The sequence below is a fragment of the Pseudomonas canadensis genome (assembly GCF_000503215.1).
Classification (GTDB): domain Bacteria; phylum Pseudomonadota; class Gammaproteobacteria; order Pseudomonadales; family Pseudomonadaceae; genus Aquipseudomonas; species Aquipseudomonas canadensis.
In genome coordinates this window covers 271,770-283,700 of record NZ_AYTD01000011.1, presented here as the reverse complement: position 1 = coordinate 283,700, position 11,931 = coordinate 271,770, and the positions used below count along the sequence as shown (strand labels likewise).

Here is an 11,931-nt window from a genome sequence, read left to right as displayed (position 1 = left end):
CGTGGTAATCGTTCGTACCGCTATCCCCTTGATCGATTCCGGCCAAATGCGAAAACTCTATTACTTGTTATTGCTTTGCGTCTGCGGAGGATCTGCCTCTGTGTTGTGCGCCCGTATCATTTCCCGCACCTTCGCCGTCAACAAATCAAAGGTGAACGGCTTGGTGATCAACTGCATCCCAGGGTCCAGAAAACCACCACGCACGGCCGCGTGTTCGGCATAGCCGGTGATGAACAGCACCTTGAGGTCAGGGCGGATCTGCCGGCCTATTTCGGCGAGTTGCCGGCCGTTCATGCCAGGCAGGCCGACATCGCTGATCATCAGGTCGATACGCTGATCGGATTCGATGATCGGCACCGCAGTGTTGGCGTCACCGGCCTCGACAAAGCCATAGCCCAACTCTTTGAGCACCGCGCTGACCAATACCCGCACGGCGGGGTCGTCCTCGACGATCAACACCGTTTCTCCCGCATTGGCGAAAGGCAGCAGCGCCGCGTCAGCCGCCACGTCCGCGACGATTTCCCCGATGAATCGAGGTAGAAACAGGCTGACAGTCGTGCCTTTGCCAACTTCACTGTGGATGATGACGTGGCCGTGGGATTGGCGGGCGAAGCCATAGATCATCGATAGCCCCAGGCCCGTGCCTTGGCCGATCGGTTTAGTGGTGAAGAACGGGTCAAATACACGCCCCATCACACTTTCCGGAATACCGCAGCCCGTGTCGCTGACACTCAATTCGACGTAGTCACCGGGTTCCAAGGTGCCATAAGCGGCCGTGAACACGTTGTCGAGGTGGCGGTTGGTGGTTTCCACGGTAAGGCTGCCGCCGTTGGGCATGGCGTCTCGCGCATTGATCACCAGGTTGAGCAGGGCGCTTTCCAACTGATTGGGGTCGGCCTCGGCGGTCCACAGGTGGCCGGTGAGGCGCATGTCCAGGGCGATGCTTTCATTGATGCTGCGTTGCAGCAGCTCACCCATGGACGTGACCAATTGGTTGATCTCCACAGGTTTTGAATCAAGGGATTGGCGGCGGGAGAACGCCAGCAGCCGGTGGGTGAGGCCGGCAGCACGATTGGCCGAGGTAACGCCGAGGTCGATCAGGCCGTCGAGGTCGTCCAGTTTGCCCCGGGACACACGCCTTCGCAGCAACTCCAGGCTGCCGATGATGCCGGTCAGCATGTTGTTGAAGTCATGGGCGATGCCGCCGGTCAACTGGCCGACCGCTTCCATCTTCTGCGATTGGCGCAACGCATCTTCGTTGTGACGCAGTTGGGCAGTGCGTTCTTCGACCTGTTGCTCGAGGGTTTCCAACGTACGCTGCAGGCGCAGTTCGCTTTCACTCAGTTCTATCAGGCGGTCCCGTGCTTCGTATTGCCGACGACGCCCACGCAGGGCGGTGCTGACCAGGCTGATCAGCGTCACCGGATGGAACGGACGCTCCAGGAACGTCACATTGCCCAGCAAGCCGCTGAACCGGGATGAACCGTTCTGTTCGCTGCCGCCGTGGTGGGTCATCAGGACAATAGGCAAGTCTGACCAGGCAGGTTGTTGGTGCAAATGCTCCAGCAAGGGATCGAGGTCAACGCCGCGCAGCGCTTCGGCGGCGATGATCAGCAAACCGCAGCCGTGCTCCAATGCCTCGCACAACGTGCCCAGATCGCTGGCAATGATGCCACTGTAACCGGCCTCATTGAGCATCATCAGCGCAAGCGAGCTGTCACGTCCCAGCGGCGCGAGGATGATCGCGCGCTCGGAGACAGGTGTCACGACCGTCACTAGCCCATGTCCTTGAGCAGGGGCGAGCCGGCGCCCATGTAGGTGGGAATGCCGCGCAGGACACCCTGGAAGTTGTTCAACGGCTCGCCCACGGTCATGCCACGGCTGCCGATGCGGTACTCACGAATCGTCGCCTCATGGGAGCCGGTACGTTTCTTGATAATCGAGATGGCGCGACGCACCTCGCCGAGTGCCTCGAAGTAACGCAGCAGAATCACCGTATCGGCCAAGTAAGTAATATCGACTGGCGCCTGCATGTCACCGACCAGGCCATGCTGGGCGACGGTCATGAAGGTGGCTGCGCCTCTGCGGTTCAGGTACAGCAACAGTTCGTGCATATGCAGGATCAGTGCGTTCTCTTCCGGCATTGCGGCCTGATAGCCGTTGATGCTGTCGATGACCACAGTCTTGATCCCACGCTCATCCACACAACGCCGGACGCGGTGGGAGAACTCGCCGGGAGACAGTTCAGCGGCGTCCACTTGCTCGATCAGCAGATTGCCGGTGGCTTGCAAGGCCGCCAGGTCGATGCCCATGTTCTTCATGCGCTCGAACAGCAGGCCCAACTCTTCATCGAAGATGAACAGCGCCGCCTTTTCGCCACGGGCCACGGCGGCGGCGGCGAAAATCATCGAGATCAGCGACTTGCCTGTACCGGCCGGGCCGAGGATCAGGCTGCTGGAGCCCGTCTCGATGCCGCCGCCAAGCAACGAATCAAGCTCGCGGATGCCGCTGGTGAGCGTCTCGCGGTTGTAGCCGCCACGGTGCTCGGCCGCGACCAGACGCGGGAAAACATGCACACCACCTCGCATGATGGTGAAGTCATGGAAGCCGCCACGGTACTTCTGGCCCCGGTACTTCACCACCCGTACCCGGCGACGTTCGGCGCCGTAGTTGGGCGTCAGTTCTTCCAGGCGAATCACCCCGTGGGCCACGCTGTGCACGGTCTTATCCAAGGATTCGGTGGTCAGGTCATCCAGCAGCAGCACGGTTGCGTCATAACGGACGAAGTAATGTTTGATCGCCAGGATCTGTCGACGATAACGCAAAGAACTCTGCGCCAGCAGGCGGATCTCGGAGAGGCTGTCGACGACCACGCGGGTCGGCTTGACCCGCTCAACCACCTCGAAGATTTGCCGCGTGGCTTCGCCCAGTTCCAAGTCCGAGGAATACAGCAGGCTTTGCTGATGTTCAGCGTTGAGCAGGCTTTCCGGTGGGGTCAGCTCGAAGATATGGATATTCTCGTCCAAGTCCCAGCCGTGGGATTTGGCACCTTGACGCAGTTCACGTTCGGTCTCGGACAAGGTGATGTACAACGAAGTCTCACCGTTCTTTGCGCCCGCCTGCAGAAAATGCAGGGCGACGGTGGTTTTACCGGTGCCTGGTTCACCTTCCAGCAGGAACAGGTGGCTGCGCGATAGTCCCCCGGAAAGAATGTCATCCAGACCTTCGATGCCGGTGGCGGCCTTTTCACTGAACAGCTCGTTGGATGTAGACAAGGAGTGCCCTCAGGTCACGTTCAAATAGAGGGGCGCGCCGCTCTTGGTGCGCCATATTTACTTGACCGTAGTGGCCTTTAGCGGTTCAACGTTTCGTAAAGTTTGTGCAACGATGGCTTGGGTTTACACGTTTTCAGCCTGGACCTACAGGCCTTGCTGCAACGCCGGATCATCCGGATTCTGTTGCTCAAGCTGCGCCAGCAGGACCTGGACGTTCTGCAACTGACCGCTTTCCTTCCAGTAATTGATCAGCAACACCCGTGCCTTGCGATTGGCGGGGTGGCGCTGGATGATTTCTTCCAGTTGGCGCTGGGCCGCCTCCAGTTCTTCCTGGGCGTGCAGGGTAGTGGCGAGGTCGTAGCGATAGTCCTGATTGTCCGGTTCCAGCTCAACGGCCTTGGACAGACCGAGCAGTGCATAGGGCCGCTCGCCGTGGTGCAACAGCCAAATGCCCAACGCGTGCTGCAGGTAGGCCGACTCGGGGTGCGCGGACAACTGACGCGCGAGCAACTGGCGGGACTCATCGGTCTTCCCTTGTTTATCCAGCAGTTCGATCTGCGCGACGACGGCTTGCAGGTTGTCTGGCTGCAGGCGCATCGCCTGTTCCAGGGCATTTTGCGCCTCCGGCAACAGCGCGCTGTGGATGTACAGGCGTGCCAGTTGAATCCAGCCTTCGGCCGTTTCGGGCTGGGCCTTGAGTTTTTTCACGAACTCGTCCAGTACCTGCTGCAACGGACCAAAATAGAGGCCCAAGGTATCTGGCGATAAACCGAGCAACGCGTTGGCGGCGGCAAACCGTACCTCCTCCTCGGGATCGTCCAGCACGGGGCCGAGCAACAGCGTGCGCTGACCGGTCGGGACCAGGCCGACAATACTGTGAATGGCGGCCTCGCGCACCAGGGGCGACTCGCTGGCCAAGTCTTTGTCTGCCAGCTTCAGGGCCTGGGGACTGGGATAGTTAGGCAACTCAGCATGCAACGCAGCGCGGCGCTCGGGGGACAGGTCCGGCCGGCCCAGTTGCTGGTACAACACCCGCGCCGCCCCAGGCTCGCCGTTACGCGCCTGTTTCAGGGCCTTGGAGTAACCATGGGCAATAGCGGGCGCTACAGCCACCGGGGTGGAGCGAGAGAAATACCAGGTGATCAGCACAATCAACAACAGGGCGCACAGGCCGACGAGGGAGTAACGGCGTGACTTTGACATGCAGGCGTCCGAAAGCGTGGGCAGCAAAGCCGTCAGCTTCGGTCAGACCACGGCAGGTGTCAAACCCGCATCAGGTCAGCACGTATTCCACCGGCTCCAAAGGCGGTGGCAGATCGGTTTCACCGAGGGCGGCCAATACTTCGCGCTCCAGAGTGCGCAGGAGGGCATTGCAGGGCAGGTCGTTTTCGTCAAAGCCGAACGGGTCCTCCAGGTCATCACCGATTTCATCGAGGCCGAAAAACGTGTAGCTGACGATGGCCGTGAACACAGGCGTCAACCAACCCAACGGCTCGGCCATGGCGAACGGCAGCAAGATGCAGAACAGGTAGATAGTGCGATGCAGCAACAAGGTATAGGGAAAGGGCAGCGGCGTGCTCTTGATCCGCTCGCAGGACGCCTGCACCTGGCTGAGACTGACCAGGCGCGCCTCCCACTGTGTGTAGCGCCATTCGCTGATCACGCCTTGCTCGGCCAATGCGCAAAACCGTGCGCCGACCTGTTGCAGCAGGTTGTCGGGCAGGTTGGGATGGTTGGCCTGGAACTGGCTCCACGGCTTTATGGCCTGGGCTTCATCTTCATGGCGCAGCCGTGCGACCAGGCCATGGGCGAAGCCGCACACGCTGCGCAGCAAACCCGCACGCTCGGCCGGGTCCCGCAGCACCTGGGTTTCGCGGATCAACGAGCGCACATCGATGATCATCTGCCCCAGTTGCTTGCGGCCCTCCCACCAACGGTCATAGCAGGCGTTGTTGCGAAAGCTCATGAAGATCGACAGCGACAGCCCGAGCAAGGTGAACGGCGTGGCATTGACCTTGGAAAAATACGCCGGGTGCAGGGTTTCCACCAGCACGATCACCGAGGCCAGCAGGGTGACTAACAGGCTGCGCAGGGCGATGCGCTTGGCTATCGAACCCTTGAGGGAAAACAGGATGCCCAGGAGGTTGGGTTTGGGTCGGACTATCATTCAGGGGGCGAGCTTCTGTGTTGGTGCAGCCCATCAGGTTAGAAGCACGCACTGCGCCCGTCCAATCGCTTGGGCTGACTGGCTGATCGGCGGGGTCGATGACTGGCCAAACCAGTCAGGCAGGTTGAGGGCTTTGACCATTGCCGCAGTGGCGCTCTGGGGCGACTATTTCGACGATTCGGACCGTTAAAGAGAATAACAATGCAGATTGAAAACAAGATCTTCCTGGTCAGCGGCGGCGCTTCCGGCCTGGGTGCGGCCACCGCTGAAATGCTCGTAGCGGCAGGCGCCAAGGTGATGCTGGTAGACCTCAACGCCGATGCCGTGGCGGCCAAGGCCCAGCAGTTGGGCGCGAATGCCCGTAGCAGCGTGGCGGATATCAGCCAGGAAGCGGCCGCCGAAGCCGCCGTACAGGCCACCGTTGCAGCCTTTGGCGGGTTGCATGGGCTGGTGAACTGCGCCGGCGTAGTGCGTGGCGAGAAAATCCTCGGCAAGAACGGCCCCCATGGCCTGGCCAGCTTCGCCCAAGTGATCAACGTCAACCTGATCGGCAGTTTCAACCTGTTGCGCCTGGCGGCCGCTGCCATTGCCGAAACCGAGGCGAATGCCGACGGCGAACGCGGTGTGATCATCAACACCGCCTCCGTTGCCGCGTTTGACGGTCAGATCGGCCAGGCGGCGTATTCCGCGTCCAAGGGCGCCATCGCCAGCCTCACCCTGCCGGCCGCGCGTGAACTGGCGCGTTTTGGCATCCGCGTCATGACCATCGCGCCCGGCATTTTCGAGACGCCGATGATGGCTGGCATGACCCCGGAAGTCCGTGATTCCCTTGCGGCCGGCGTGCCATTCCCGCCACGCCTGGGCAAACCCGCCGAATACGCCGCGCTGGTGCGGCACATCATTGAAAACAGCATGCTCAATGGCGAGGTGATCCGTCTCGACGGTGCCTTGCGCATGGCAGCCAAGTAAGGAGGATTTTCCATGACCGATCCCATCGTTATTGTCAGCGCCGTGCGCACGCCCATGGGTGGCTTCCAGGGTGACCTCAAGGGCCTGACCGCGCCGCAGCTGGGTTCCGCCGCGATTCGTGCGGCCGTCGACAGGGCCGGTATCGCCACCGATGCCGTGGATGAAGTGCTGTTCGGCTGCGTCCTGCCCGCAGGCCTCGGCCAGGCACCCGCACGCCAGGCGGCGTTGGGCGCCGGGCTGGACAAGGCCACGCGCTGCACCACCCTCAACAAGATGTGCGGCTCGGGCATGGAAGCCGTGATCCTGGCCCATGATTCGCTGCTGGCCGGTAGCGTCGACGTGGTGATTGCCGGTGGCATGGAAAGCATGTCCAACGCACCGTACCTGCTCGACCGCGCCCGCAGTGGCTACCGCATGGGCCACGGCAAGGTGCTGGACCACATGTTCCTCGACGGCTTGGAAGATGCCTACGACAAAGGCCGCCTGATGGGCACCTTTGCCGAGGACTGTGCCCTGCACAACGGTTTTACCCGCGAGGCCCAGGATGCGTTTGCCATTGCGTCCCTGACCCGCGCGCAGGAAGCGATCTCCCATGGCAATTTTGCCGCCGAGATCGTTCCGGTGCAGGTCACCGTGGGCAAGGAGCAGAAAACCATCCTGCATGACGAACAGCCGCCCAAGGCCAAGCTGGACAAGATCAGCAGCCTGAAACCGGCGTTCCGTGAAGGCGGCACGGTAACGGCGGCCAACTCCAGCTCGATTTCCGATGGCGCAGCGGCCTTACTGCTGATGCGTCAGTCCGAGGCGCAGCAACGTGGCCTCAGGCCCTTGGCAGTGATCCGTGGGCATGCGGCATTTGCCGATGAGCCAGGATTGTTCCCGGTGGCGCCGGTGGGCGCTATCCGCAAATTGATGACCAAGACCGGCTGGAACCTGGATGAGGTGGATCTGTTCGAGATCAACGAAGCCTTCGCCGTGGTCAGCCTGGTGACCATGAGCAAGCTGGAAATCCCCCACGCCAAGGTCAATATCCACGGCGGCGCCTGTGCCCTGGGCCATCCGATCGGCGCCTCTGGTGCGCGGATCCTGGTGACGCTGCTTTCGGCCCTGCGCCAGAACGGCCTCAAGCGTGGCGTCGCAGCCATTTGTATCGGCGGTGGTGAAGCCACGGCCATGGCTGTTGAATGCCTGTACTAAGGACTGACCATGCTGCCCAATGACGAACAACTGCAAATCAGCGACGCGGCCCGGCAATTTGCCCAGGAGCGCCTGAAACCCTTTGCCGCCGAATGGGACCGCGAGCATCGCTTTCCCAAGGAAGCCATCGGTGAAATGGCCGAACTGGGCTTCTTCGGCATGCTGGTGCCGGAACAGTGGGGCGGTTGCGACACCGGCTACCTGGCCTACGCCATGGCCCTGGAAGAAATCGCCGCAGGTGACGGCGCCTGCTCCACCATCATGAGCGTGCACAACTCGGTAGGCTGCGTGCCGATCCTCAAGTTCGGCAACGACCAGCAGAAAGAACAATTCCTCAAGCCCCTGGCCAGCGGCGCCATGCTCGGTGCCTTCGCGCTGACCGAGCCCCAGGCCGGTTCCGACGCCAGCAGCCTGAAAACCCGTGCACGCCTGGAAGGTAACCATTACGTGCTTAATGGCTGCAAGCAGTTCATCACCTCTGGGCAAAACGCCGGGGTGGTGATTGTGTTTGCTGTGACCGATCCGACGGCGGGCAAACGCGGGATCAGCGCGTTCATCGTGCCGACCGATTCGCCGGGCTACAGCGTGGCGCGGGTCGAGGACAAGCTCGGCCAGCATGCGTCCGACACCTGTCAGATTCTGTTCGAGGAGGTGAAGGTGCCAGTCGCCAACCGTCTTGGGGAGGAGGGCGAAGGCTACAAGATTGCCCTGGCCAACCTTGAGGGCGGCCGCGTGGGTATTGCTTCACAAGCGGTGGGCATGGCCCGCGCCGCCTTTGAAGCCGCCCGCGACTACGCCCGTGAGCGTGAAAGTTTCGGCAAACCGATCATTGAACATCAGGCCGTGGCCTTCCGCCTGGCGGACATGGCCACGCAAATTGCGGTCGCCCGGCAGATGGTGCATTACGCCGCCGCCCTGCGTGACAGCGGCAAGCCAGCGCTGGTGGAAGCCTCGATGGCGAAGCTGTTCGCCTCGGAAATGGCCGAGAAAGTCTGTTCGGCCGCCTTGCAAACCCTGGGCGGTTACGGTTACCTGAGCGACTTCCCCCTGGAGCGGATCTACCGCGACGTGCGGGTCTGCCAGATTTACGAAGGCACCAGCGATATCCAGCGCATGGTCATCTCACGCAATCTCTAAGGAGCCGATACATGAGTTACGAAACCATTTTGCTCGACGTCCAAGGCCGCGTCGGGCTGATTACCCTCAATCGCCCGCAAGCCTTGAACGCTCTCAACGCGCAACTGGTCAGTGAATTGAACCAGGCACTGGATGGCCTGGAAGCCAACCCGGAAATCGGTTGCATTGTGCTGACTGGCTCCAAGAAAGCCTTCGCTGCCGGTGCCGACATCAAGGAAATGGCCGAGCTGACCTACCCGCAGATCTACCTTGATGACCTGTTCAGCGACAGCGACCGCGTGGCCAACCGCCGCAAGCCGATCATTGCCGCCGTCAACGGGTTTGCCCTGGGTGGCGGCTGCGAACTGGCCTTGATGTGCGACTTTATCCTGGCAGGCGACGGCGCCAAGTTCGGCCAGCCGGAAATCAACCTCGGCGTACTGCCGGGCATGGGCGGCACCCAGCGCCTGACCCGTGCCGTGGGCAAGGCCAAGGCCATGGAAATGTGCCTGACCGGGCGTTTTATCGACGCGGAAGAAGCCGAGCGCTGCGGGATCGTCGCGCGTATCGTCCCGGCTGATGAGCTGTTGGAAGAGGCGCTGAAAGTCGCGACTCTGATTGCTGGCAAGTCAGTGCCTATCAGCATGATGGTCAAGGAAAGCGTGAACCGTGCGTTTGAAGTGAGCCTGTCGGAAGGCGTGCGCTTTGAGCGCCGGGTGTTCCATGCAGCGTTCGCGACGCAGGATCAGAAGGAAGGCATGGCGGCGTTTGTGGCCAAGCGTGCGCCCGAGTTCAAGGACAAGTAACGCGGTTGTGTGAACACTAGAGCTCAAATGTGGGAGCGGGCTTGCTCGCGAAGGCGGTGTTTCAGTCGACATCTTCATGACTGATCCACTGCCTTCGCGAGCAAGCCCGCTCCCACAATGATTTTGCACTGTGTCAATTAAAGCTGGTAGTGCTTGAGTTCCCTGGCAATCACCATTCGCTGAATCTCGCTGGTCCCCTCGTAAATTTGCGTGATCCGCGCATCCCGGTAGTAACGCTCCACCGGGTAATCCTCCAGATACCCATACCCGCCATGAATCTGCATCGCTGACGAGCAGACCTTCTCCGCCATTTCCGAGGCAAACAGCTTCGCCTGGGAAGCTTCCGACAGGCACGGTTTGCCGGCACTGCGCAGTCGTGCAGCATGCAAGATCAACAAGCGTGCGGCATTCAGCTGGGTTTGCATGTCGGCCAGCAGATTGGCCACGCTCTGGTGCTCGATGATCGCCTTATTGAATTGCACGCGGTCACGGGCATAAGCCAACGCTGCCTCAAACGCCGCACGGGCGATGCCCAGCGCCTGGGCGGCAATGCCGATGCGTCCACCTTCCAGGTTGGAGAGAGCAATCGCCAGGCCTTTTCCGCGCTCACCCAACAGGTTGGCCTCGGGCACTGTGCATTGGTTGAGGGTGACGGCGCAGGTGTCGGAGGCGCGAATGCCCATTTTGTGTTCGGTGCGGTCCACCACGAATCCCGGTGTTGCGGTGGGCACCAGGAACGCCGAGATGCCTTTTTTGCCCAGCTCGGGGTCGGTCACGGCAAATACGATTGCCAGTTTGGCGCGCTTGCCGTTGCTGACGAATTGCTTGGCGCCAGTGATCACCCACTGACCATCACGCAATTCGGCGCGGGTGCGCAAATTGTGAGCTTCGGAGCCGGCCTGGGGCTCGGTCAGGCAGAAGCAGCCGATGGCCTGGCCGCTGGCGAGGTCCGCCAGCCAAGTCTGCTTCTGTGCCTCTGTGCCGTAATTGAGGATCGGCCCGCAACCCACTGAATTATGGATACTCATCAACGCGCCCGTGGCGCCGTCGCCGGCAGAAATCTCTTCCACAGCGAGGGCGTAGGCGACGTAATCGACGTAGGTGCCACCCCATTCTTCAGGCACCACCATGCCCAGCAGACCCAGTTCGCCCATCTTGGCGACCAGGGCGTCGTCGATCCAGCCGGCTTTCTCCCAGGCTTGGGCGTAGGGCGCAATTTCGCCACGGGCAAAGTCGCGCGCCATGTCGCGGATCATTACTTGTTCTTCTGTATATTCAATGTCTTGCATGGCTTAGTTCGCAACCTGCTCGAAGTGTTGAAAGAAGCTTTCTACATGACTAAGGGAAAGCCCATGCAGGGTGGGTGGGTTCCAGCGCGGGGCCTTGTCCTTGTCGATGATCAGCGCACGCACGCCCTCAATCAGATCGCCACGTTCGAACCATTGGCGGTCCAAGTGCAATTCCAGGGCAAAACACTGCTCCAAAGGCAGGCGGCGGCCGCGACGTAGCATTTCAAGGGTAACGGCCATGGCCAGGGGGGAGCGGGTCTGCATCAGGTTGGCGGTGGTCAGCGCCCATTCGTGGCTGTCAGCCACGGTGACCTGTTGCAGTTGCTCGACAATGCTCGGCACATCCGGCAGCGCAAAGAAGTGGTCGATAGCGGGACGCAAGGCAGCCAGTGGCGCGTCGGGCAGTTGCTGCACGGCCAGCTTGGCGAGCACGCCTTGCAGATCCTTGAGCGGCGAGTCTTGCCATTGCAGGCGATCAAGCTTCTGGTCCAGGTCGGCCAGCTTGTTGCTTTCAAGGTACCAGTCCGCCAGCCCGCAGTAGAGCGCGTCGGCTGCGCGGATTTGCACCCCGGTGACGCCCAGGTAAATCCCCAGCTCACCCCGAATACGCGGCAGGAAGTAGCTGCCGCCCACGTCAGGGAAATAGCCGATGGCCACTTCCGGCATCGCCAGGCGGCTGCGCTCGGTGACCACGCGCAAGTCGGCGCCTTGCACCAGGCCCATGCCACCGCCCAGGACAAACCCATCCATGAGTGCCAGTACCGGTTTGCGGTAATGGTGGATGGCCAGGTCCAGTGCGTACTCCTCGACGAAGAAGTCCTGGTGCAGGCTATCGCCGTTCTTGAAACTGTCGTACAGCGAACGGATATCGCCGCCGGCGCAGAAGGCTTTTTCACCGGCGCCGCGCAAGACCACGGCGTACACCTGTGGGTCATCGGCCCAGGCCTGCAGTTGGGACGTCAGGCTGCGCACCATGTTCAAGGTGATAGCGTTCAAGCCGGCGGGGCGGTTGAGGGTGAGGTGGCCGATGTGGTTACGGACCTCGGCGAGGACTTCGTCCTGAAGTGTTTCTGCGTGGCTTGCCTCGGATGAAACCTGAGCAGTCATCGATA

At 61.3% G+C, this 11,931-nt stretch carries 10 protein-coding genes; 4 read left to right on the top strand and 6 right to left on the bottom strand.

The features are described 5' to 3' along the window. Positions 1-60: 60 nt before the first annotated feature. From U367_RS0106330 to U367_RS0106315, 4 genes are all read right to left on the bottom strand, one after another. Positions 61-1,776: an ATP-binding protein gene (locus U367_RS0106330; protein WP_028616185.1), complete on the bottom strand. Its 1,716-nt coding sequence runs from the start codon at positions 1,774-1,776 to the stop codon at positions 61-63. Then, positions 1,776-3,275 (bottom strand): ATPase domain-containing protein, encoded by a 1,500-nt coding sequence (locus U367_RS0106325; RefSeq protein ID WP_028616184.1) that lies wholly within the window; start codon positions 3,273-3,275, stop codon positions 1,776-1,778. The genes U367_RS0106330 and U367_RS0106325 overlap by 1 nt, the downstream gene beginning before the upstream one ends. Before the next feature lie 144 nt (positions 3,276-3,419). Beyond that, positions 3,420-4,478 carry a tetratricopeptide repeat protein gene (locus tag U367_RS0106320; RefSeq protein WP_028616183.1) on the bottom strand — a complete coding sequence of 353 codons (1,059 nt, stop codon included), beginning with the start codon at positions 4,476-4,478 and terminating at the stop codon, positions 3,420-3,422. A gap of 70 nt (positions 4,479-4,548) precedes the next feature. Continuing rightward, positions 4,549-5,442: a bestrophin family protein gene (locus U367_RS0106315; RefSeq protein WP_028616182.1), complete on the bottom strand. Its 894-nt coding sequence runs from the start codon at positions 5,440-5,442 to the stop codon at positions 4,549-4,551. Positions 5,443-5,643: 201 nt separating this feature from the next. On the opposite strand from U367_RS0106315, the gene U367_RS0106310 reads away from it, so the two are divergent. From U367_RS0106310 to U367_RS0106295, 4 genes are read left to right on the top strand one after another with little or no spacing between them, the layout of a single operon-like run. Next, positions 5,644-6,411 carry an SDR family NAD(P)-dependent oxidoreductase gene (locus U367_RS0106310; RefSeq protein ID WP_028616181.1) on the top strand — a complete coding sequence of 256 codons (768 nt, stop codon included), beginning with the start codon at positions 5,644-5,646 and terminating at the stop codon, positions 6,409-6,411. Between the two features lie 12 nt (positions 6,412-6,423). Then, a complete protein-coding gene (locus tag U367_RS0106305) occupies positions 6,424-7,608 on the top strand; it encodes an acetyl-CoA C-acyltransferase (protein WP_028616180.1) in 1,185 nt (394 codons plus the stop codon). Between the two features lie 9 nt (positions 7,609-7,617). Continuing rightward, positions 7,618-8,745, top strand: a complete 1,128-nt coding sequence (locus U367_RS0106300) for an acyl-CoA dehydrogenase (protein ID WP_028616179.1) — start codon at positions 7,618-7,620, stop codon at positions 8,743-8,745. An 11-nt stretch (positions 8,746-8,756) separates the two neighbouring features. After that, entirely contained in the window at positions 8,757-9,530 is a 774-nt protein-coding gene (locus U367_RS0106295) for an enoyl-CoA hydratase (protein ID WP_028616178.1), read from the top strand. Between the two features lie 137 nt (positions 9,531-9,667). Here U367_RS0106295 and U367_RS0106290 read toward each other — a convergent pair whose 3' ends face one another. Next, entirely contained in the window at positions 9,668-10,819 is a 1,152-nt protein-coding gene (locus tag U367_RS0106290; RefSeq protein ID WP_028616177.1) for an acyl-CoA dehydrogenase family protein, read from the bottom strand. A 3-nt stretch (positions 10,820-10,822) separates the two neighbouring features. After that, positions 10,823-11,926, bottom strand: a complete 1,104-nt coding sequence (locus U367_RS0106285; RefSeq protein ID WP_028616176.1) for an enoyl-CoA hydratase/isomerase family protein — start codon at positions 11,924-11,926, stop codon at positions 10,823-10,825. Positions 11,927-11,931 lie beyond the last annotated feature (5 nt).